We start from the raw sequence: 21,077 nt of genomic DNA, 5'->3' as shown, positions 1-21,077 counted from the left end.
TCAGGCCGGCCCGGCGGCGTCAAGCGCGGCGGCGATGTCGGCCACCAGGTCGGCAGTGTCCTCCACGCCGCAGGAGAGCCGGACGAAGCCGGGCGAGGTGTCGTCGCCCCACTGTGCCCGCCGGTCGGCAGTGGTGTGCGTACCACCGAAGGAGGTGGCGGCGGCCACCAGCCGGGCGGCGGTGATGAAGCGGGCAACCCGGTCGGCGTCGCCCAGGTCGAACGAGAGCACGCCGGGCATCCGGCGCATCTGCGTCGACGCCACCGGGTACGCGGGGTCGTCCGGCAGCCCCGGCCAGCGCAGACCTGTCACGTCCGTCCGGCCGGCCAACAGGTCGGCGATCGCTGCGGCGTTCGCGCTCTGCCGGGCCAGCCGCAGGTCGAGCGTGGCCATCGACCTGTGGGCCAGCCAGGAATCGAACGCGCCCGGTACCGAGCCGGTGGCCGTGCGCCAGGACGTCACCGCCCCGACCAGATCGGCGGACCGGCTCGCCAGGTAGCCCAGCAGCAGGTCGGAGTGGCCGGTGAGCGCCTTGGTGCCGGACGCGACCACAAGGTCGGCGCCGAGGTCCAGCGGGCGCTGCCCGAGCGGGGTCGCGGTGGTGTTGTCCACGGCGAGCAGGGCGCCTGCGGCGTGCGCGCGCTCGGCCAGGGCCGCCACGTCGACCACGTCAAGGCCGGGGTTGGCGGGGGTCTCCACAAGCACCAGGCGTACGCCCTCAAGCGACGGGTACGGCCCTGCGGTCGGCACGAAGACCACCCGTACACCGATGGTTTCCAGCACGTCGGTGGCGAACGCCCGGACGGGAAAGTAGCCGTCGGCGGGCAGCAGCACGGTGTCCCCCGGCCGGAGCACCGCGAGCAGCAGGCCGGTGATGGCCGCCTGACCGGTGGCGAAGACGCGGCAGTCACCGCCCTCCAGCTCTCCGATGGCGGCCTCCAGCAGCCGCCGGGTCGGATTGTCGGGGCGGCCGTAGCCGTTCGGCGACGAACCCTGGCCCTGCCACGGGTCGAGGTGGTACGGCGCGGCGAACACCGGCCCCGGCAGGAACGGGTCCCCCGGTGCCGGCTCGGGCAACCCGGCGTGTACGCAGCGGGTGCCGTCTCCCAGATCGGTCATCGGATCCTCACTCGTACGACTCGGGCTTGGCGGTGCGGCTCATCAGAGCCTCCACGGCCAGGCGTGGGTCCATGCCCTCGTGGCAGATCCGCTCGACGTGCTCGGTGATCGGCATTTCCACACCGTGCGCGCGGGCCAGGTCGCGGATCGCCAGGCAGCTCTTCACGCCCTCGGCGGTCTGCCGGGTCGCGGCCTGCGCCTGCTCCAGGGTCTCGCCCCGACCCAGGTGCTCGCCGAAGGTGCGGTTGCGGGCCAGCGGGGACGAGCAGGACGCCACCAGGTCGCCCATGCCCGCCAGGCCGGCGAAGGTGATCGGGTCCGCGCCGAGCGCCACGCCCAGGCGGGCCGTCTCGGCCAGCCCGCGGGTCATCAGCATGGCCCGGGTGTTGTCGCCGAAGCCCATCGCTGTGGCGATGCCGTACGACAGCGCGATGACGTTCTTGACCGCCCCGCCCAGCTCGCAGCCGATCACGTCGTCGTTCGTGTACGGGCGCAGGTAGGGCGTCCGGATCGACGACTGGACGAGGGCGGTGCGGTGCGGGTTCGTCCCGGCGACCACAGTTGCGGCCGGCTGCTCGGCGGCGATCTCCGGGGCGAGGTTCGGCCCGGAGACGACAACAACCCGGTCCGCGGCGACCCGGGCGGTCTCCACGATGACCTCGCTCATCCGCTTGGTGGTGCCGAGCTCGATGCCCTTCATCAGCGACACCAGCGTGGCGTCCGGGTGCAGGTGCCCGGCCCACTCGGCGAGGTTGCCCCGCAGGGTCTGCGACGGTACGGCAAGCACCACCAACTCGGCGTCGGTGATCGCCTCGATGGCGTCGGCGGTGGCGGTGACCCGCTCCGGCAGCAGCAGATCAGGCAGGTACTCGGTGTTGCGCCGCTCGGTGCGGATGCTCTCGGCCACCGCGGGGCGTCGCGCCCACACAGTGACGTCCCGCCCGGCGTCGGCGAGGATCTTGGCGAACGCGGTGCCCCAGGAGCCTGCGCCGAGAACCGCGACGTGACCGGTCACGCGACACCTCCGTGTTGCTGGGGTTCGGCGGAGGGTCGGACCGGCCGCGCCCACAGCGGTGGCGGCGTTCCGCCCCGGATCTCGGCGAGCATGTCCCGCAGGCGCAGCATGATGGCGTCCGTCATTTCCTCGAGGGTGGCCCGGGTCGGCGGGGCGTCCGCCCACCGGGTCAGGTCGACCGGGTCGCCGGCGACCACGGTAACCGGGATCCGGGGGCGCACGTTCAACCGGTTGGTACGCGGGTCGAAGATCCGCTCCGGCCCCCACATCACCAGCGGCACCACGGGCGCGCCGGTGGCCAGCGCCAGTCGGGCCGCGCCGGTCTTGGCCTTCATGGGCCACAGGTCCGGCTGCTTGGTGGTGGTGCCCTCCGGGTAGATCACGACGGCGCCGCCCTGATCCAGCGCTTCCACCAGGGCGTCCAGTGAGCGGACCGCGTCCACGCTGCCCCGCTCCACCGGGATCTGCCGGCACTGGCGCAGGATCCAGCCGACCAGGGGCACCCGGAACACGCTGGCCTTGCCCAGGTACTGCGGCCAGCGGCCCGAGTCGTAGATGAAGTGCGCGGAGACCAGCGGGTCGGCGTGTGAGATGTGGTTCGCCACGATGATCACGCCGCCGTCCCGGCCGAGGTGCTCGCCGCCCCGCCACGTCCGTCGGGTCCACACGAGCATCACCGGTTTGACAAGCACCACGGCGAACCGTCGCCAGAACCCCAGCCTCCGCCGTGCCACCTGTGCCTCCTCGTCGCGCCCCGCACCGCCACGGGTCCGGCCCACGACACCCGCAGCGGAAATCATGCCTGCTCGCCCCCGGTACGGCCAGGGAGGGTCCCGCCGCTCTGCTGGCAGGATTGCGGGCGTGAGTCAGCCGAGGTGGGCAGTGGTGGTGCCGGTGAAGCGTCTGTCGGCAGCCAAGAGCCGGCTGCGGGGCGCGCTGCCCGGCGTACCCCATGAGGAGCTGGCGCTGGCCCTGGCCGCCGACACGCTCCGCGCGGTGCTGGCCTGCCCGGCGGTCGCCGAGGCCCTGGTGGTCACCGACGACGCCCGCGTGGCGGCGGCGGCCCGCGCAGCCGGAGCGCAGGTGCTTCCCGACCAGCCGGACGCCGGCCTGAACGCCGCCTTCCGGCACGGCGCGGCACACGCCCCCGCCGGGTGGGTGGCCGGGCTCACCGCCGACCTGCCCGCGCTGCGCCCGACCGAGTTGGCCGGCGCGCTGCTCGCGGCCCAAGCCGGAGACGATGGGGTACGCCGGTTCGTGGCGGATGCGCCAGGCCTCGGCACGGTGCTGCTCGCCGCGCCGCCCGGAGTCGACCTCGAACCCCGGTTCGGGGTGGGTTCGGCGGCGGCGCACACGGCGAGCGGCGCCCTGCCGCTGCCCGGCGACTGGCCCAGCCTGCGCCGCGACGTGGACACCGCCGACGACCTGGCCGCCGCCGCCCGGCTCGGCCTCGGGCCGCGTACCGCCGCGCTGGTGGCCGCCGCCGCCTGCCCGGCACGCTCCACGAGCTGACCCCGCCGGTGTACGGTGCCAGCATGCAGGGCACGGTGGCCAGTTACGACGCGGCGACACGCAGCGGGACGCTGCTGCTCGACGACGGCACCGAGATGAATTTTCCCGCTCGGGCGTTCGACGCCTCCGGGCTGCGGCTGCTCCGGCTCGGCCAGCGGGTGCGCATCGACACCGATCCCGACGGCGAGGTCGTCCGGGTGACATTGCCGACGATGATCTGAACCGTCGGGGCGAAGTTCATTTTGCGTTAACCGTAATCGGGTGATTATGAGCGGGTGAGCACCCCTCGCGAGCACCCGGTCAGCCCGTCCACCACCGATCCTCTCAACGGCGTCCGCGCCCGTGGCACCGATGGCCGGTTTCGGCCGTCCCGAGCCGAACGGGCAGGCGCCGCCCGCGCCGACACCCTCGCCGACGACCCGGGGGCTGCCTCCTCAGGGCTCGACGAGGTCCTCGAATCCGCCACCCCGCCCACCGAGACGGACGGGCCGGCCGCCGGCGCCCTGACCGCCGGCTCCCCCGCTGCCGGCGACGCGGACGACGGACCGGCTGCTCCCCCGCTGCCGGAGGACCGCTTCCTCAACCGGGAGCTGTCCTGGCTCGACTTCAACGCACGGGTGCTCACGCTCGCCGAGGACCAGCGCACCCCGCTGCTGGAGCGGGCCAAGTTCCTCGCCATCTTCGCCAGCAACCTCGACGAGTTCTACATGGTGCGGATCGCCGGGTTGAAGCGGCGGCTCTCCGCCGGCCTGCCGGTACGCGGTGGGGACCGGCTGCCCCTGCGTACGCAGCTGGACCTGATCGCCGAGCGGACCGCCGCACTTGTCGCCCGGCACGCCGCCTGCTTCGTCGACGACGTGCTGCCCAAGCTCGCCGGGGAGGGCATCCGCATCCTGCGCTGGGCCGAGTTGGGCGAGCCGGAGCGGGAGCGGCTGCGCACCTACTTCCGGGAGCACATCTTCCCGGTGCTGACCCCGCTCGCTGTCGACCCGGCGCACCCGTTCCCGTACATCTCCGGGCGGTCGCTCAACCTCGCCGTCGCGGTCCGCGACCCGGACGGCGGCTCGGAGCTGTTCGCCCGGGTGAAGGTGCCCAACAACGTGCCCCGCTTCGTGCGGGTGGACCGGGATCAGCCCGGTGTGCGGATGCTGCCGGTCGAGGACCTGATCTCGGTGCACCTGGGTCAGCTGTTCAGCGGCATGCACGTGGTCGAGTGCCACCTGTTCCGGGTCACCCGCAACGCCGAGGTGGAGGTCGACGAGGACCGCGACGAGGACCTGCTCCAAGCCCTCGAACGGGAGCTCGCCCGCCGCCGGTTCGGCCCGCCGGTGCGGTTGGAGGCCGACGCGTCGATCTCCGACCACATGCTGGAGCTGCTCGTCCGTGAGCTGGACATGGACGACCAGGACGTGCTGCGGGTGCCCGGTCTGCTGGACCTCTCGGCCCTCTGGCAGGTGTACGGCGAGGCCGACCGCCCCGATCTGAAGGACCCACCGTTCGTGCCGGCCACCCACCCCCGGCTCGCCGAGGGCGAGGTGCCGCGCAGCGTCTTCGCGACCCTGCGGGACGGGGACATCCTCGTGCACCACCCGTACCACTCGTTCGCCACCAGCGTTCAGCGCTTCGTCGAGCAGGCCGCCGCCGACCCGAACGTACTGGCCATCAAGCAGACCCTCTACCGGACCAGCGGTGACTCGCCGATCGTCGACGCGCTCGTCGACGCGGCGGCCGCCGGCAAGCAGGTGGTGGTGCTGGTCGAGGTCAAGGCCCGCTTCGACGAGGTGGCGAACATCGGTTGGGCACGCACGCTGGAACGCGCCGGCTGCCACGTCGTGTACGGCCTCGTGGGCCTCAAGACGCACTGCAAGACAGCCCTGGTGGTCCGGCAGGAGGGCAACCAGATCCGCAGGTACTGCCACATCGGCACCGGCAACTACCACCCGAAGACCGCCCGGCTGTACGAGGACTTCGGCATGCTCACGGCCGACCCGGAGATCGGCGCGGACCTCACCGACCTGTTCAACGTGCTGACCGGCTACAGCCGGCAGACCGCGTACCGGCGGTTGCTCGTCGCCCCGCAGGGCATCCGCAGCGGCCTCATCGAGCGGATCGAGCGGGAGATCGCGCACGTCCGGCTCGGCATGCCCGGCCTGGTCCAGTTCAAAGTCAACTCGCTGGTCGACGAGGGCGTGACCGACGCGCTGTACCGGGCCTCGCAGGCCGGCGTCCACGTCGACCTGCTCATCCGCGGGATGTGCACGCTGCGTCCGGGCGTTCCGGGGCTCTCGGAGAACATCCGGGTCCGCTCGATCCTGGGCCGGTTCCTTGAGCACTCCCGGGTCTTCCGGTTCGGAAACAACGGCGAGGCCGAGTTCTGGATGGGCTCGGCGGACCTGATGCACCGCAACCTGGACCGGCGGGTGGAGGCGCTGGTGCGGGTGACCGATCCGGTGGCCCGGGCCGAACTGGACCACGTGCTGACCGCGGCGATGGGCCCGGACGTCGACGCGTTCGAGTTGGCCGGCGACGGCTCGTGGACCCGGCGTACCAGCGACAGCCAGGGTGCCCGGGTGCATCTACAGGAACTGCTGCTGCGCCGTGTCGGTGGCACGGCCGGCTGACCGTTCGCGGCATAGGCTGAGTGGATGGTCGAGGAGGAGCAGAAGTACGAGGTGGACGACACCTACGTGCTACCGGACCTGTCCGCCACGGCCCCGGCCGGCGGCCAGGTCCGGGCGTTGCCACAGGTGACGCTTGTCGCCCGCTACCTCGACACCGTCGACCTGCGGCTGGCCCGGGCCGGCGCCTCGCTGCGCCACCGCCGGGGCGACGAGCTGCCGTGGACGGTGAAGCTGCCCACCGGCACACCTGGCGTCCGGCATGAGATCTCCCGCCCGGGGGCTGCCGGGCAGCCGCCACCGGAGCTCGTGGAGCTGGTCACCGCCCTGCACCGGGGCGCTCCCCTGGCGCCGGTGACTGTCGTGCGGACCGTCCGGCACGCCCACGAGGTGTGCGACGAGGCAGGCGCGGTGCTGGCCGAGGTGGTGGACGACCAGGTGAGCGTGCTCGACGACAACGACGCCACCACCGGCACGTTCCGCGAGCTGGAGGTGGAGCTCAAGGCCGGCGACCGCACGCTGCTGGACCAGATCGGCGGTGTGCTGCGCGAGGCAGGCGCTCGGGACGGCTCGTTCACCCCGAAGCACGTACGCGCGCTGGGCGCGGCTGCGCAGGCCGAGCCCGACCTGGTCGCGCCGGGCGAACTGCCCGCCGACGCGACCGCCGGCGACGTGGTCACCGAGGCGGTCCGCAAGGAGGTACGCCGCCTGCTGGCGCACGACCCGCTGGTGCGGCTGCGCGTCCCGGGTGGCGGCGGTGACAGCGCCGTGCACCAGATGCGGGTGGCCATCCGGCGGCTGCGCAGCGACCTGCGGACGTTCAAACCGCTGCTCCGCAGGTCGTGGTCGAGTCCGCTGCGCGCGGAACTGCGCTGGCTGGCCGAGCACCTCGGCGCCGCTCGCGACGCCGAGGTGCTGCGTGCCCGGCTGCGACGTACCGCGAACGCGGATCCGCTCAGCCCTCCCGACCAGGACGCTGTGGACCGGCTGGACAAGGCGCTGGCCAAGCGGCAGCGGCAGGCGCTCGCCGCCATCGACAAGGCGCTGCGCTCCGCGCGTTACCTGGCGCTTGTGGACGCGCTGGTGCTTGCCGCCCGCGCTCCCCGGTTCACCCGCCGGGCCGCCGAGCCGGCCGCTCGGACGCTGCCCGCCCTTGTGGCCCGCCCGTGGAAACGGCTCACCGGCCCCGACGGCGTCGAAGGGCTCGACCCGCTGGGCCCCGACGACCGCTGGCACACCGTCCGCAAGGAGGCCAAACAGGCCCGTTACGCGGTCAACGCGGTCCTCCCCGCCGTCGGCAAGGACGCGCGCCGGCTGTCCCGCGCGCTGGCCCAGGTGCAGGACGTGCTCGGCGAACACCAGGACGCCGCGGTCGCCGCTGACACCTGGCTCGCCCTCGCAGCCGACCGACCGGGCGACCACAAGCTGGCGGTCGTCGCCGGGCGGCTCGCCGAGCGGGAACGCGAGACGGTCCGCCAGATGCGTGCCCAGTTTCCCGCCGCGTGGCACCGGGCCACCCGGCGACGGCGCACCAGATGGCTCCCGTGATCGGCATCCGGGCGGCCGGCGGGGTCTGCTGGCGTCCCAGCGCCGACGGCGTACACGTGTGCGTCGTGCACCGTCCCCGCCACGGGGACTGGACGCTGCCCAAGGGCAAGCTGGAGCCGGGCGAGCATCCGATGGTCGCGGCCGTCCGCGAGGTCGCCGAGGAGGCCGACGTACGCGGCGTACCGCAGGTACGGCTGCCGTCGGTGCGTTACCGCAGCGAAGGTCAGGACAAGCTTGTCGACTACTGGTCGATGCGGACGGTCGCCAACGGCGGATTCCAGCCCGACACCGAGGTGGACGACATGCGGTGGCTCGCCGTCGACGACGCTATCCGGCTGGTCAGCTACCCGCACGACGCCGAGGTGCTTGCCGCGTTCGCCGCGCTGCCTCCGGTGACGGCCACCGTCGCGCTGGTACGGCACGCGCACGCCGGCAAGCGGGCCACCTGGACCGGCCCGGACACCGCCCGCCCGCTCGACGCGCAGGGGTGGGCGCAGGCGGACGCCCTCGCCGCGCTGATCGCACTGGTCCGGCCGGCCCGGCTGGTGTCGGCGTCGCCTCGTCGCTGCGTACAGACCCTGGATCCGGCGGCCGCACTACTCGACCTACCGATCGAGATCTGCGGCGATCTGGACGAGCCTCAGCCGGGCCAGCAGCAGGACGAGCAGGTGCTCGCCACCGCCGCCCGCCTGCTGGAGTTGGCCTGCGCCGGCGGCCAGGTGGCGGTGTGCAGCCAGGGCAAGGTGCTGCCGGGTGCGTTGGAACGGCTCACCGGGCACGCCGACGACGATTTCACCACGCCGAAGGGCGGCGGCTGGCTGCTCGCCTTCAGCGGCGACCGGCTGCTCGCCACCGACCGCCTCTGAGCCCACCCGGCTCCGTCGACGTCGAGCCACCGGAGGCCGGCGATCCGGAGTGGATCAACGGTCGAACTCGCGGGTCAACGGATCAACGGGTCAGCGGGGGTCAGCGGGGCGGCAGGGTGAGGGTCACCGCGACCGGCAGGTGATCACTGGCCGTGCCGGGCGGCGCGACCGGGCCGCTCGGTGTCAGACCGGGCGAGACGAAGACGTGGTCGATCTCCTGGCGCGGGTCGTCGGCCGGGCTTGTCGCCAGCGGTCGCCCCGCCGCCAGCGCGTCGACGAGACCGGCCTCGGTGAATTTGCCGAACGCCTCGTCGCCCGGCTCGGTGTTCAGGTCACCGCCCACCACCAGCGGACGGCCGGCCGCGTACTCGATGGCGAAGTCGACGACCGCGCGCGCCTGGACCACCGGGCCGCCGCCGGGCGGCGGTTGCAGATGCGTGCTGACCACCGCGCACCGGACGCCACCGCTGAAGTTCACTGTGACGGCGAGGGCCTGCGCGCCGGTGGGCGCCCCGACGGCCGGCAGCCGCAGCGTCCGCTCGTCCTCGATCGGCCAACGGCTGAGCACCGCATCCCCCCAGACTGCGTCAGCGGCCGCCCCGAACACGTACGGCATGTCGAGACGATCGGCCAGCAGGTCCAGGGTGTCGTGGCCGCCGTTGAGCAGCCAGCCGCGGTCCACCTCGCTGAGCAGCACCACGTCGGGCCGCTGGCGCTCGATCGTGTTGGTCAGCGCGGGCAGGTCGAACCGGCCGTCCAACCCGAAGCCCATCCGGATGTTGTAGGCCACCACAGTGATCTCCTTCGGCGGCCCGTTTCGGTTTGTCGACACCCCCACCTTGTCGGCGAACACGGGTGCCAGCATGGCAAGCGCGGTGACCACCGCAGTGGTCGGCAGTGGCGCCAACGACCCGGCAGAGCGCCGGCCGGCAGGCGGCCCCACGACGGGGCGGGAGGTGAACGCCACGGCCGCGACCAGCCCGGCGACCACCACGGGAACCGCACCGTTGGGGTAGCCGAGGTCGTAGGCGGAGTAGTAGGCCACGGCCGCCAGGACGAAGACGAGCATGCCGGCTGCGAGCGCGTACCCCCGGCGGGCTGCCGCTCGCAGGGCATCCACCCTGCCCGCCTCGCCCACACCGACCCCGGCGGCCGTCGCGGACCCGCCCACCGCGTCGGCGCGGGAGGGGTCGACGGCGCTCGCCGCGTCGGCGCGGGCCAGCCCGACAGCGCTCGCCGCGTCGGTGAGGGCGAGGCAGGCGCCGAGACCGATGGCGGTGAGCGGGATGGCCGCGAGGAGCAGGTCGCCGTTGTCGAGGGCGAAGAGCACCGCGCCGGCAAGCACGGCCACCGGTCCCAGTGCCCGGCCCCACGGCCGTCTGGGCGGGCCGGCCAGCGCGGCCAGCAGGAACCCGGCGACGGCCACCGGTACCGGCGCGAGGCCGAACAACGGTGAGCTGGCCACGCCGTCGTCGGCCACCAGGTACGACATCGCGGTCTGGGCGAGCGCCGGGGCGAGGGCGACCATGCCGGCCAGCAGCAGCACCGGCCCGGCCAGCAGCCACGACCGGGCGCCGCCAGGGCCGGGTGGCGTGCCCCGCACCGCCGTGGCGAGCAGGAACGCCCCCACCGCCACGGCACTGAGCAGCCACGCCGTCCAGTCGCTGCGCCAGGCCAGGTCGTAGGTGTCGAGCAGCGCGTGGAGCGCCGCGTTCACCGCCAACCCCAGCGCCAGCCCTGGCACCGGCCGGTCGATGCCACCGGCGACGCCCACCAACCAGACCAGTCCGGCGAGCAGTCCCGCGGTGGCCAGCCAGAGCTGTGCGCGTCCACCAGGGGTAGCGGTGAGCGCGAGCCGCGCGGCGGCCAGCAGGACGGCCGCCGTGACGGTGACGGGACGGGCGCCCACCCGGCGGACAAGCGCCGGGGCCGCCGCAGCGAGGACGAACCAGCCGAGGGCGAACGCGCCCATCAGCTCGGCCGGGGTGGACGCGGCCTGACCGAAGATGGTGATGATGCCGGGCAGCCATACGCGCAGGACGTCGATGAGCAGAATGACGCCCAGCGCGAGCGATCCGGTGGTGAGCTGGCGGTAGCGCACCGGCGCCCCATTTCCGTCGGCGGGCCGGCAGAAGGGGGGCCGGCACGGCGATTCTGCGCGTCCACGCCGGGCGGGTCAATGCTCCCCGGGTACACCGCAGGGCGCCCACCGCGCGGGTGGACGCCCTGTGGGCTGTACGGGTCGGTCAGCGCTTGCTGGCCGCCTTCTTGGCGGGAGCTTTCTTCGCGGGCGCCTTCTTGGCCGCCGTGCTCTTGCTCGCCGCCGCCGTGGTCTTCTTCGCCGTGGTGGACTTGGCCGCCGCGGCGCTCTTCTTCGTCGGTGCGGCCTTCTTGCTGGCGGCCGTCTTGGTCGCCGTGGTGGTCTTGCTCGCCTTGGCCGGGGCGGTCTTCTTGCTGGCGACCGTCTTGGTCGCCGTGGTGGTCTTGGCCGCCTTGGCCGGGGCGGTCTTCTTGCTGGCCGCCTTGGCGGCGGTGGCCTTGGTGCCCGTCGCCTTGGCGCTGGTGGCCTTGGCGCTGGTGGCCTTGGCGCTCGTCGCCTTCGTGCCGGTGGCCTTGGCCCCGGTGGTCTTGGCCGTCGTGCTGGCGGTCTTCTTCGCCGCCACCGTGGCCTTCGGCACCTTGCCGCTGGCCACCATCTCCTTGAAACCGGCCCCGGGGCGGAAGGTCGGGACGGACGTCTTCTTGACCTTCACCGCCTCGCCGGTGCGCGGGTTACGCGCTGTTCGTGCGCCACGCACACGCTTTTCGAACGCTCCGAATCCGGTGATCGCCACCTTCTCGCCCTTGGTGACCGCCGCCTGGACCTCAGTGAGGACCGCGTCGAGCGCGGCCGTCGCCGTCTTCCGGTCCCCCAGGCGAACGGCGAGCGCCTCGATGAGCTCGGCTTTGTTCACGACTTCCTCCCGATTATGCAACTGACTCGACGCGAGCCATTCTGCGCGCACGGTATGCCCTGTGCTGCCTGGACACAAACATTCGGTAGAAAAAAGCCCTTGTGTCGTAACGGATTCGCCCCCACCGGTTGGACCGGTGAGGGCGAAATCCGATGTGCGGGTGGGCGTACGGCTATGCCACCGAGGGCAGGAACGGCAGTCGACCCGCCTCGTACGAGTCGATGTCGGCGACGTGTCGGAGGGTGAGTCCAATGTCGTCCAGACCCTCCAGCAGCCGCCACCGGCTGAAGTCGTCAAGCGGGAACGACCATGTGGCGTCGCCCGCCCGGAGCTCTCGGGCGGTCAGGTCGACAGTCACCGGAGTGGTTGGATCGGCCTCGACGAGATCCCACAACTCCTCGACGGCTTTCAATTCCAACTCGACCGGCAGCAGACCCTCCTTGAGTGCGTTGCCGCGGAAGATGTCGCCGAAGCGCGGCGACACCACAGCGCGGAAGCCCCAGTCCCGCAGCGCCCAGACGGCGTGCTCCCGGGAGGAGCCGGTGCCGAACTCCGGGCCGGCGATGAGGATCGACGCACCAGAATAGGATTCATCGTTGAGAACGAATGCGGGATCTTCCCGCCAGGCGTTGAAGAGCCCGTCGGCGAAGCCGGTACGGGTCACCCTCTTGAGGTACACGGCCGGGATGATCTGGTCGGTGTCCACGTTGGATCGCCGCAGGGGCACGGCCGTGCCGGTGTGGGTGGTGAACTTGTCCATCTCCTCGGTCCCTTCTACAGATCGGCGGGGGCGGCGAGCCTGCCGACCACGGCGGTGGCGGCGGCGACCGGCGGGGAGACCAGGTGGGTGCGTCCGCCCCGGCCCTGACGACCCTCGAAGTTGCGGTTGGAGGTGGACGCGGAGCGCTCACCCGGCTTCAGCGTGTCGGGGTTCATGCCCAGGCACATGGAGCAGCCGGCGAACCGCCATTCGGCACCGGCGTCGGAGAAGACCTTGTCCAGGCCTTCGGCCTCGGCGGCCTCCCGCACGGCGGCGGAGCCGGGCACCACGAGCATCCGGACACCGTCGGCGACCTTGTGGCCCCGCAGCACGTCGGCGGCGGCCCGCAGGTCCTCCAGGCGGCCGTTGGTGCAGGAGCCCACGAAGACCACGTCGATGGGGAGTTCCCGCAGCGGGGTGCCGGGGCGCAGGTCCATGTACTCAAGCGCGCGACGGGCGGCGACCCGCTCCGAATCGGTGGTGAACTCCTCCGGGTCCGGCACGGGCGCGCTCAGCGGCGCACCCTGCCCGGGGTTGGTGCCCCAGGTGACGAACGGCGTGATCTGGCTGGCGTCGAGGGTCACCTCGGCGTCGAAGCGCGCGCCCTCGTCGGTGGGCAGTGTCCGCCACCAGGCGAGCGCCGCGTCCCAGTCCGCGCCCTGCGGCGCGTTCGGGCGACCCTTGAGGTACGCGAAGGTCGTCTCGTCCGGCGCGATCATGCCGGCCTTGGCGCCCCACTCGATGGACATGTTGGCGATGGTCATCCGCCCCTCCATGGAGAGGGACCGGATCGCCTCACCGCGGTACTCCACGATGTGACCACGCCCACCGCCGGTGCCGACCTGGGTGATCAGTGCCAGCACCAGGTCCTTGGCGGTGACGCCGGGGGCGAGCTGGCCGGTGACGTTCACGGCCATGGTCTTCGGGCGGCTCTGCGGCAGCGTCTGGGTGGCGAGGACGTGCTCCACCTCACTGGTGCCGATGCCGAAGGCGAGCGCGCCGAACGCGCCGTGGGTGGCGGTGTGGGAGTCGCCACAGACGATCGTCATGCCCGGCTGGGTGAGCCCGAGCTGCGGGCCGATGACGTGCACGATGCCCTGGTTCTCGTCACCGAGCGGGTGCAGCTTCACGCCGAACTCGGCGCAGTTGCGGCGCAGCGTCTCGATCTGCGTCCGTGACGTCGGATCCGCGATGGTGAGCAGGTCACCGCGGCGGGACCGGAACGCCGGATCGGCGTACCCGGTCGGGGTGTTGTGGTCCTCTGTCGCGAGCGTCAGGTCGGTTCGGCGCACCCGGCGGCCGGCGAGCCGCAGCCCGTCGAACGCCTGCGGGCTTGTCACCTCATGCAGCAGGTGCAGGTCGATGAAGAGCAGGTCCGGCTCACCAACGGCGGACCGAACGACGTGCGCGTCCCAAACCTTCTCGGCCAGGGTCCTCGGCTCAGGAGTGACTCCCACCATCTGGACATCCTAAATTCTGGGAGGTATGTTTCGGCTTGTGGGACACAGTATGAGCGGTGTTGGCGTTCTCGACAAGGCGGTGGTCATCCTGGCCGCCTGTGTCGACGGCGCCAGCCTGGCCGAACTCGTTGAACGCACGAAGCTGCCCCGTGCCACCGCGCACCGGCTGGCACAGGCACTGGAGATCCATCGGATGCTCGTCCGGGACACCCAGGGCCGCTGGCGGCCCGGCCCCCGGTTGGGCGAGCTTGCCAATGCGGCACCGGACGTCCTGCTGACCGCCGCCGAGCCGCTGCTGGCCGCGCTGCGCGACGCCACAGGGGAGAGCGCTCAGCTCTACCTGCGCCGCGCGGACGAGCGGATCTGCGTAGCGGCCGCAGAGCGTGCCAGCGGCCTGCGGGACACGGTTCCGGTCGGCTCGGTGCTGCCCATGACCGCCGGTTCGTCCGCCCAGATCCTGCTCGCCTGGGAGCCGCCGGAGGCGGTCATGCCGCTGCTGCCGCGCAGCAAGTTCACGGGCCGCACCCTTGCCGAGGTACGCCGCCGCGGCTGGGCGCAGAGCGTCGCCGAACGCGAGGCGGGTGTGGCGAGTGTCTCCGCCCCGATCCGGGACCGCACCGGCCGTGTGATCGCCTCGATCAGCATCTCGGGCCCCATCGAACGCCTCGGTCGCCGCCCCGGCGAACGCCACGCCATGGCGGTCGTACGGGCCGGCCAGCGCCTCTCCGGCCTCTGACCGACGGCTCAGCGGCCTCCGACCGGCGTCGGTCCGGCCTCCGACCGGCGCTGGTGATCATGGGGTTGGCGTGGACCGGCACCGGCGTAGTCAGACCGCCAACCTCATGATCACCGCGAGGTGGGTCGGTGGAACGGAAAAGGGCTCGTCTCGCGAAGCGAGACGAGCCCTTTTGTTGTAGCCCCGACCGGATTCGAACCGGCGCTACCGCCTTGAGAGGGCGGCGTCCTGGGCCACTAGACGACGGGGCCAGAACTTTGCTGTTCACCACCCTCGCGGGCGGTGCGGCTTGTAGTCTAGCGGCACCATCGGCCGGGGCGAGCGCGGGGTGCGGGGCCGCCGACCGGCAGGTGGCGACCAGAAAACGACCCCCAGGTGACCCGGACCCGGCCCGGAACGACGGGCCCTGGACGACGAAACAGCCCGCCTCACGAGGTGAGACGGGCTGTGCACAGATGTAGCCCCGACCGGATTCGAACCGGCGCTACCGCCTTGAGAGGGCGGCGTCCTGGGCCACTAGACGACGGGGCCAGAACAAACTTTCGCTCCCCCACCCTCGCGGGCAGAGGAGCTGCACTCTACCAGAGATCATCCTCCGCCCCTCGCGAGGCGGAGGAGAACTCCGTCAGAATCCAGCGTCCGGGATTCTCGCGAATCCCAGCTGCGCTGGGGTACCAGGACTCGAACCTAGACTAACTGAACCAGAATCAGTCGGGCTGCCAATTACCCCATACCCCATTGGCCCCTTGCGGCGCCGGGAGTGAACATTACCCTCCCAGCGCCGGCAGGCCAAATCCGATCCCCCCGAAACGCCCTTGAGCTGCGGAAACAGGGGCATCGGACCGATCAGGCGACGGGGACCACCGGGTTGCTGAGCTCACCGATGCCCTCGATCCGCACGGTGACCGTATCCCCCTCGACGAGAGGGCTAACCCCCGCCGGTGTGCCGGTGAGCACCACGTCGCCGGGCAGCAGCGTCATCACGTGCGAGATGTACGACACCAGGCCGGCCACATCGAAGACCATGTCCTTCGTCCGGCCGAGCTGGCGTACCTCCATCTCGTCGGGATTGCGGCCCACCTCACACCGGATCTCCAGGTCGGAGACGTCCAGGCCGGTGGTGATCCACGGCCCGATGGGGCAGAAGGAGTCGAAGCCCTTGGCCCGCGTCCACTGCCCGTCGGAGCGCTGGAGGTCCCGGGCCGTGACGTCGTTGGCGCAGGTGTAGCCGAAGATGGCGCGTTCGGCGGCGGCCCGGTCGGCGCGACGGGCACCCGGCGCGCCGATCACGACCGCCAGCTCCGCCTCGTGCTCGACCTGCTTGGAGAAGATCGGCAGCCGGATGGCGTCCCGGGGACCGATCACCGAGGTGGACGGCTTGAGGAAGAGCAACGGCTCCTTGGGTACGTCGTTGCCCAGCTCGGCGGCGTGGTCGGCGTAGTTGCGGCCCACGCAGACCACCTTGCTGGGCAGGATCGGCGAGAGCAGCCGGACATCGGAGAGGGCCCACCGGGCCCCGCTGAAGGAGAGTTGGCCGAACGGGTGACCTTCGATCTCGGCGATGGTCAGGCCCTGCGGCCCGGCCTCCGGTTCGCCCTCGACGGCCCCGAACGACATTCCCTTGGCATGAGCGAAACGAGCGATACGCACCTGGCCAATCTAGCCCTGCCGACGGGTTCACCGGCCACGACCGGCTGCCGGGTGTGCGCAACCCGTCAGCGCGGCGACACTCTAGCGGCCGCCGGGGTGACCGGGGCGAGATTCCTGACTTCGTACCCGCACGGAGAGACCGCGCCCTTAGCGTCGGCTCCGGAGGTTCGTTCGTATGCCTGCATCGACACGACACCACAAGGCCCTCGCAGTGTTCGTCCACTGCCTCGGCATCACCCTCGCCGCCGTGCCGGCCCTGCCCGCGGTGGACCCGGAGGCGTCAGCCGCGTCACGACCACCGACGGCCGCGTCACGACCACCGACGCGCACGCCGCAACCAGCGGCGCCGTCGGCGGTGGCGATGGCCGCACCGCTACCGGAGGCGGCGAGCACCGCGCCGGCCCCACCCGCGATGGCAGCACCGCGCGCGGCCAGTGCCGAGCCCACCCCACCGTCGGCGCCACCGGCGATGGCACCACCGACGCGGACACCGGCGTCGGCGCCGCCGCCTCCGGTCACCGTGGCGGTCGCGCCGGAGAGCAGCCCGGCACCTCGGTACCGGATCCATGTGCGCAACGTGGGGGACTCGCCGGTCGACACCACGGTTCGCCAGGAGTTGCCCTCCGGGGCGTCGGTCACCGCGATCAGTGACGGCGGCCGGTCCACCCGTTCCGGCGGGTCGACAGGTGAGGTGACGTGGCGGCTACGGCTGCCCGCGCACAGCACCACCACGCTGGGCACCGCGCTGACCACCACCGCGCCGGGCCAGGCACTTACCGCGCCGGCCTGCGCCTTCACGAGCGACGGCAACCGGCCGTACGACTGCGCGTCGGCCACCTGGCAGGCGGCGGGGACACCGGCGGCCCAGGCCACCGATGCGCAGCCCCTCTGGCGGCAGGTCCCGTTGCTGCTTGCCGGCGTGGCGGTCCTGTTGCTGCTCGGCGCCGCCCTGTTCTGGTTGTGGCGTCGTCGGCGGGGCCGGCGGGTGACCGCCGCCGCCCTGTCCAGCAGCGACGGACCCGGCAACGAGCGCGGAACCGTCTATCCGCGTCCAGCCACACCGAAACCGGTACGTCGTCGGCGTACCCCGCCTGTCGCTCTGCTTGTCGTCGGGGCGGTGGTGGTGTTGGCCGCCGTGGTCGGCACCGCCGGCTGGACGGCGACCCGGCAGGTCTCCCAAATCGACACGCAGAAACAGCCGACCAGCGGCGCGTGGGTGGGCACGGGGGTGTCCGGGCCGGTGGGTGTGCCGCTGCGCGAGTCCGCGTTCGAGTTCACCGTCTACCGGATGACCTGTGCGGAGCCCGGCAGTGCGAGCGGTGGGGCTCCGGCCTCTGCCCGGCGCTGCCAGGCCACGGTTGGCATGCGCAACATCACCGGCACCCAGCAGCCCTGGCACGGGCAGTTGCAGCGGGCGTACCTGCCCGGCGGTCGCTGGGTGAGCACCGACGAGCCGGCCACCCGCGCGGCCAACCTGGGCCGCGACGTCTTCGCCAACCCGGTCGCGGCGGGCAGCCGGGTGGTGCTTCCGCTGGTCTTCACCGTCGACGGGCGGGACCCGCCCCGGCAGTTGGAGCTGCGCAGCGGCGTCTTCTCCGCCGGCGTGCGGGTGCAGATGCCCTGACCGGCGAACGGGCGGCGGTCGTACCCTGGGGTCCGTGACCGCCGCCCTCGCCCCCGCCGTGCTCGACGTAGCGACCTGGCAGGCACGGCGTCGGGCCCACGAGGAGCGGGTGGACGTCTGGTTGACCCCGCACCTTGCCCGGCGGCGCCGGGGCGAGCGGCACCCGGTGGCCGACTTCCTGTTCACGTACTACTCGCACCGGCCGGCGCAGCTGCGCCGCTGGCATCCGGGCGCGGGGGTCGAGCTGCGCGGCGCGGACCCTGCCGAGTTCGGCAGGGACTACCGCGCGACCGCCGCCGGGGTCACCCTCGACACCGATGGTGTACGCCAGCGGCGTGGCGAGTCGATCGAGTGGATCCGCTCCCTACTCACGGCCACCGCGGGGCGGGCGCCACACTTCGGCTGCTTCGGGATGCACGAGTGGGCGATGGTCTACCGGCAGACCCAGGAGGAGTTGCGGCACAACGCGTGGCCGTTGCGACTGGACCCGGATCAGACCGCCGCGATCGTCGAGGAGCGCGGGGTGCGGTGCAGCCACTTCGACGCGTTCCGGTTCTTCACCCCGCCGGCCCGCCCGTTGAACCTGCTCACCCCGACCCGGGAAACCCAGCACGAGCACGAGCAGCCGGGCTGCCTGCACGCCAACATGGACGTCTACAAGTGGGCGTACAAACTGTCGCCGCTGGTGCCCTCGGAGCTGGTGGCGGACTGTTTCGAGCTGGCCCGAGAGATCCGTACGCTCGACATGCGGGCCAGCCCGTACGACCTGGCGGCGCTCGGCTACCCGCCGGTGCGGGTGGAGACGCCGGAGGGTCGGGCGGAGTACGCCGCCGCGCAGCGCGGGTTCGCCGACCGGGCCGGCGTGCTGCGCCACCGGCTGCTCGCGGCCGTTCCCGCGTGAGGCGACGGCTCGCCGCCTGACCGGCAGTTCGCAGCCTGGCTGACTGCCTTCCTGCGGCGCGGTCCCGGGGACGGCGGGGTCAGTTCGCCGGACGGGTTCGCAGTCCGTCGAGAAGCAGCCCGATCACCGCTGCCATGTCCGCGTCGAGGCCGGGCTCGGTCCACTCGGTCCGGTGGGACGGGTGGTGGAACCGGGCCGTGGCCTGCAACAGCGCCCGGCCGGCCACCGCCGGGTCCGGCACGTCGAAGTCGCCGGCAGCGATCCCGTCGGCCACGATGAGGCTGAGCTGACCGGCGAGGATCTCCAGGTGATTGGCGACGGCGCCCTCGGAGAGGGTGGCGAGCTGGTGGAAGTTGTCGAACAGCTCCGGATCCTCCCGGGCCATCCGACGCTTGGTGCCGCTCAGCTCGGCAAGCCACCGACGCAGCCGCTGCGGGGCGGGGTCGTTGCCGGTGGCGACCTCGACGAGCGGGGTCGAGACCCGGGCCAGCCAGCGTTCGGCGACCGCCTCGCGGAGCGCGGCCTTGCTGGCGAAGTGCCGGTAGACGCTGCCGTGGCTGACGCCCAGCGCGCGGGCGACGTCCAGCACTGTGGCCTTGGCGGGCCCGTACCGGCGCAACGCCTCCTCGGCGGTGTCGAGGATGCGGTCGGCCGTCAGGGCGGTGGCGTCGCTCATCGCTCCAGCCTCCCTGACCGCGTGCGCGGCCGTGGCGCGACCCCCGGGTGGCGGGCACGCCACGGCCGGATCGTCATGCCCGCTCGCTGTCCAGCAACGCCATCTGCGCTTCGCCGTAGCGGCTGCCGGCTGCGGCGTCGGCCGGGACGGCGGCCTCGATGGCGGCCAGGTCCTCGCCGGTGAGGGTGACCGCCCTCGCGCCCAGTGCCTCGGTGAGCCGGTCCCGGCGACGGGCGCCGACCAGGGGCACGATGTCCTCGCCCCGGGCGAGCACCCAGGCGATGGCGATCTGCGCCACGGTGACGCCCCGGGCCTCGGCGATGGCCCGCAGGGCGTCGACCAGTGCCAGGTTGCGGTCCAGGTTCGCGCCGGAGAACCGGGGCAGGTGGCTGCGGAAGTCGGTGGAGACGGTGTCCCTGCGAGCCGTCCAGTGGCCGCTGATGAGGCCACGGGACAGCACCCCGTACGCGGTGATCCCCACGCCCAGCTCGCGGGCCGTCGGCAGGATGTCGGCCTCCGGGTTACGGGAGATCAGCGAGTATTCGATCTGGAGGTCGGCGATCGGGTGGATGGCGTGCGCCCGTCGCAGCGTCTCCGCGCTCACCTCGGACAGGCCGATGTGCCGGATGTGACCGGCCTTGACGAGCTCGGCGAGGGTGCCGACCACGTCCTCCACCGGCACGTCTCCCGGCAGCCGGGCCGGACGGTAGATGTCGATGTGGTCGGTGCCGAGGCGCCGCAGCGAGTACGCCAGGAAGTTCTTGATCGCGACGGGTCGAACGTCGGCGCCGTTCCAGCCGCCGTCGACGTCGCGCAGGGCGCCGAACTTGACGCTGATCACCGCGTCGTCGCGGTTTCGGCCGCGCAACGCCTCGCGCAGCAGCATCTCGTTGTGGCCCATCCCGTAGAAGTCGCCGGTGTCCAGCAGGGTGACGCCGGCGTCCAGGGCGGCGTGGATGGTGGCGATGCTCTCGACCTCGTCGGCGTCGCCGTAGAGGTCGGACATGCCCATCAGGCCGAGGCCGAGAGCGGAGACGGTCGGGCCGGTGGTGCCGAGCGTGCGGGTGTCCATGGGGGTGTTCCTCTCCTCGTTGACTCCGTCAGCATACATACTTTGACTGACAGATTCCAGATTCTGTCATCCGATAGCCGGAGAGGGTCAGTGTCGAGCTGACATTCGTGAGGAGTCGGACTACTCGCCGTCGACGCGACGGTCGCGCTTGCGCTGCGACTGGCGCTTCTTCTCAGCCAGCCGGCGCTCCTTCGCGCCCCGCGACGGCCGTGTCGCGCGTCGAGGTGGCGGCGGGGGTGCCGCGGCCTCACGCAGCAGCGCCACCATCCGCGCGCGGGCCGCCTCCCGGTTGGCGAGCTGCGCCCGGTGTTCGCTTGCCGCGATCGTCAGCACCCCGTCCACCAGGCGGTTGGCCAGGCGTGCCAGCGCCCGCGACCGGATCCAGTCGGGCACCGATGGAGAGTTGGCCAGGTCGTAGCTCAGCTCGACCCGGGAGTCGGCGGTGTTCACACCCTGCCCACCTGGCCCGGACGAACGGGAGAAGCGCTCCCGCAGCTCTCCGGCGGGGACGACCCACCGGTCGGTCACCCGCAGTCCGTCGTCCACGCTCCGAGGCTAACCCGCAC

General features: G+C 72.4%; 19 protein-coding genes and 3 tRNA genes. 8 read left to right on the top strand and 14 right to left on the bottom strand.

Translation table 11 applies throughout. From position 1 onward, the window contains the following. From ADK66_RS03445 to ADK66_RS03435, 3 genes are read right to left on the bottom strand one after another with little or no spacing between them, the layout of a single operon-like run. A complete protein-coding gene (locus ADK66_RS03445) occupies positions 1–1,119 on the bottom strand; it encodes a cystathionine gamma-lyase (RefSeq protein ID WP_053652416.1) in 1,119 nt (372 codons plus the stop codon). A gap of 7 nt (positions 1,120–1,126) precedes the next feature. Next, positions 1,127–2,134, bottom strand: a complete 1,008-nt coding sequence (locus ADK66_RS03440) for an NAD(P)H-dependent glycerol-3-phosphate dehydrogenase (RefSeq protein WP_053652415.1) — start codon at positions 2,132–2,134, stop codon at positions 1,127–1,129. Next, positions 2,131–2,868, bottom strand: a complete 738-nt coding sequence (locus ADK66_RS03435; protein ID WP_053652528.1) for a 1-acyl-sn-glycerol-3-phosphate acyltransferase — start codon at positions 2,866–2,868, stop codon at positions 2,131–2,133. Before ADK66_RS03435 ends, ADK66_RS03440 begins: the two co-directional genes overlap by 4 nt. Positions 2,869–2,995: 127 nt before the next feature. On the opposite strand from ADK66_RS03435, the gene cofC reads away from it, so the two are divergent. Genes cofC through ADK66_RS03410 form a run of 5 tightly spaced genes read left to right on the top strand, consistent with a single transcriptional unit; the run spans position 2,996 to position 8,678 of the window. Beyond that, positions 2,996–3,646 carry a 2-phospho-L-lactate guanylyltransferase gene (gene cofC / locus ADK66_RS03430; RefSeq protein ID WP_053652414.1) on the top strand — a complete coding sequence of 217 codons (651 nt, stop codon included), beginning with the start codon at positions 2,996–2,998 and terminating at the stop codon, positions 3,644–3,646. A gap of 23 nt (positions 3,647–3,669) precedes the next feature. Next, positions 3,670–3,867, top strand: a complete 198-nt coding sequence (locus ADK66_RS03425) for a cold-shock protein (RefSeq protein ID WP_053652527.1) — start codon at positions 3,670–3,672, stop codon at positions 3,865–3,867. Positions 3,868–3,921: 54 nt separating this feature from the next. Then, complete coding sequence (locus ADK66_RS03420) at positions 3,922–6,267, top strand: RNA degradosome polyphosphate kinase (RefSeq protein WP_053652413.1); 2,346 nt, start codon at positions 3,922–3,924, stop codon at positions 6,265–6,267. Positions 6,268–6,291: 24 nt separating this feature from the next. Continuing rightward, positions 6,292–7,812 carry a CYTH and CHAD domain-containing protein gene (locus ADK66_RS03415; RefSeq protein WP_053652412.1) on the top strand — a complete coding sequence of 507 codons (1,521 nt, stop codon included), beginning with the start codon at positions 6,292–6,294 and terminating at the stop codon, positions 7,810–7,812. Then, positions 7,800–8,678, top strand: coding sequence for an NUDIX hydrolase (locus ADK66_RS03410; protein ID WP_053652526.1), 879 nt, complete (start codon positions 7,800–7,802; stop codon positions 8,676–8,678). Before ADK66_RS03415 ends, ADK66_RS03410 begins: the two co-directional genes overlap by 13 nt. Positions 8,679–8,778: 100 nt before the next feature. On the opposite strand, the gene ADK66_RS03405 is transcribed toward ADK66_RS03410, so the two are convergent. The 4 genes from ADK66_RS03405 to leuC all read right to left on the bottom strand — a co-directional run bounded on the left by ADK66_RS03405 (position 8,779) and on the right by leuC (position 13,852). After that, the gene (locus tag ADK66_RS03405; RefSeq protein ID WP_053652411.1) at positions 8,779–10,779 is read right to left on the bottom strand and encodes an endonuclease/exonuclease/phosphatase family protein; all 2,001 of its coding nucleotides are present in this window, start codon (positions 10,777–10,779) and stop codon (positions 8,779–8,781) included. Positions 10,780–10,924: 145 nt separating this feature from the next. Next, positions 10,925–11,632, bottom strand: a complete 708-nt coding sequence (locus ADK66_RS03400) for an HU family DNA-binding protein (RefSeq protein WP_053652410.1) — start codon at positions 11,630–11,632, stop codon at positions 10,925–10,927. Between the two features lie 172 nt (positions 11,633–11,804). Further along, the gene (gene leuD, locus ADK66_RS03395) at positions 11,805–12,392 is read right to left on the bottom strand and encodes a 3-isopropylmalate dehydratase small subunit (RefSeq protein WP_053652409.1); all 588 of its coding nucleotides are present in this window, start codon (positions 12,390–12,392) and stop codon (positions 11,805–11,807) included. Positions 12,393–12,406: 14 nt separating this feature from the next. Further along, positions 12,407–13,852 carry a 3-isopropylmalate dehydratase large subunit gene (leuC, locus tag ADK66_RS03390; RefSeq protein WP_053652408.1) on the bottom strand — a complete coding sequence of 482 codons (1,446 nt, stop codon included), beginning with the start codon at positions 13,850–13,852 and terminating at the stop codon, positions 12,407–12,409. A gap of 49 nt (positions 13,853–13,901) precedes the next feature. On the opposite strand from leuC, the gene ADK66_RS03385 reads away from it, so the two are divergent. Further along, positions 13,902–14,588 carry an IclR family transcriptional regulator gene (locus ADK66_RS03385; RefSeq protein ID WP_053652407.1) on the top strand — a complete coding sequence of 229 codons (687 nt, stop codon included), beginning with the start codon at positions 13,902–13,904 and terminating at the stop codon, positions 14,586–14,588. 178 nt (positions 14,589–14,766) lie between these two features. Here the strand turns inward: ADK66_RS03385 and ADK66_RS03380 are convergent. The 4 genes from ADK66_RS03380 to ADK66_RS03365 form a co-directional block, all read right to left on the bottom strand. Continuing rightward, positions 14,767–14,839: transfer RNA gene (locus ADK66_RS03380), tRNA-Glu, on the bottom strand. 207 nt (positions 14,840–15,046) lie between these two features. Continuing rightward, a tRNA-Glu gene (locus tag ADK66_RS03375) sits at positions 15,047–15,119 on the bottom strand. A gap of 135 nt (positions 15,120–15,254) precedes the next feature. Next, positions 15,255–15,326, bottom strand: a tRNA-Gln gene (locus tag ADK66_RS03370). A gap of 108 nt (positions 15,327–15,434) precedes the next feature. Beyond that, positions 15,435–16,238: a fumarylacetoacetate hydrolase family protein gene (locus ADK66_RS03365; RefSeq protein WP_082377171.1), complete on the bottom strand. Its 804-nt coding sequence runs from the start codon at positions 16,236–16,238 to the stop codon at positions 15,435–15,437. A 175-nt stretch (positions 16,239–16,413) separates the two neighbouring features. Between ADK66_RS03365 and ADK66_RS03360 the strand changes: the two genes are divergently transcribed. Both ADK66_RS03360 and ADK66_RS03355 read left to right on the top strand, forming a co-directional pair. Next, positions 16,414–17,862, top strand: coding sequence for a hypothetical protein (locus tag ADK66_RS03360; protein ID WP_053652405.1), 1,449 nt, complete (start codon positions 16,414–16,416; stop codon positions 17,860–17,862). A gap of 34 nt (positions 17,863–17,896) precedes the next feature. Beyond that, a complete protein-coding gene (locus ADK66_RS03355; RefSeq protein ID WP_053652404.1) occupies positions 17,897–18,763 on the top strand; it encodes a hypothetical protein in 867 nt (288 codons plus the stop codon). Between the two features lie 79 nt (positions 18,764–18,842). On the opposite strand, the gene ADK66_RS03350 is transcribed toward ADK66_RS03355, so the two are convergent. The 3 genes from ADK66_RS03350 to arfB all read right to left on the bottom strand — a co-directional run bounded on the left by ADK66_RS03350 (position 18,843) and on the right by arfB (position 21,057). Beyond that, a complete protein-coding gene (locus ADK66_RS03350; RefSeq protein ID WP_053652403.1) occupies positions 18,843–19,439 on the bottom strand; it encodes a TetR family transcriptional regulator in 597 nt (198 codons plus the stop codon). A gap of 73 nt (positions 19,440–19,512) precedes the next feature. Next, positions 19,513–20,511, bottom strand: a complete 999-nt coding sequence (locus tag ADK66_RS03345) for an aldo/keto reductase (protein WP_053652402.1) — start codon at positions 20,509–20,511, stop codon at positions 19,513–19,515. Between the two features lie 120 nt (positions 20,512–20,631). Next, on the bottom strand, positions 20,632–21,057 hold the full coding sequence (gene arfB / locus ADK66_RS03340) for an alternative ribosome rescue aminoacyl-tRNA hydrolase ArfB (protein WP_053652401.1): 426 nt from the start codon (positions 21,055–21,057) through the stop codon (positions 20,632–20,634). Between the last annotated feature and the right edge of the window lie 20 nt (positions 21,058–21,077).

The organism is Micromonospora sp. NRRL B-16802 (genome assembly GCF_001279555.1).
GTDB lineage: Bacteria > Actinomycetota > Actinomycetes > Mycobacteriales > Micromonosporaceae > Micromonospora > Micromonospora profundi.
This window is presented reverse-complemented; position numbering and strand designations above follow the sequence as displayed.

Excerpts from the sequence above, each read along its gene's own strand:
- ADK66_RS03445 (WP_053652416.1), bottom strand. The coding sequence starts at position 1,119 with ATGACCGATCTGGGAGACGGCACCCGCTGCGTACACGCCGGGTTGCCC.
- ADK66_RS03425 (WP_053652527.1), top strand. The coding sequence starts at position 3,670 with ATGCAGGGCACGGTGGCCAGTTACGACGCGGCGACACGCAGCGGGACG.
- ADK66_RS03415 (WP_053652412.1), top strand. The coding sequence starts at position 6,292 with ATGGTCGAGGAGGAGCAGAAGTACGAGGTGGACGACACCTACGTGCTA.
- ADK66_RS03410 (WP_053652526.1), top strand. The coding sequence starts at position 7,800 with ATGGCTCCCGTGATCGGCATCCGGGCGGCCGGCGGGGTCTGCTGGCGT.
- leuD (WP_053652409.1), bottom strand. The coding sequence starts at position 12,392 with ATGGACAAGTTCACCACCCACACCGGCACGGCCGTGCCCCTGCGGCGA.
- leuC (WP_053652408.1), bottom strand. The coding sequence starts at position 13,852 with ATGGTGGGAGTCACTCCTGAGCCGAGGACCCTGGCCGAGAAGGTTTGG.
- ADK66_RS03385 (WP_053652407.1), top strand. The coding sequence starts at position 13,902 with ATGAGCGGTGTTGGCGTTCTCGACAAGGCGGTGGTCATCCTGGCCGCC.
- ADK66_RS03360 (WP_053652405.1), top strand. The coding sequence starts at position 16,414 with ATGCCTGCATCGACACGACACCACAAGGCCCTCGCAGTGTTCGTCCAC.
- ADK66_RS03350 (WP_053652403.1), bottom strand. The coding sequence starts at position 19,439 with ATGAGCGACGCCACCGCCCTGACGGCCGACCGCATCCTCGACACCGCC.
- ADK66_RS03345 (WP_053652402.1), bottom strand. The coding sequence starts at position 20,511 with ATGGACACCCGCACGCTCGGCACCACCGGCCCGACCGTCTCCGCTCTC.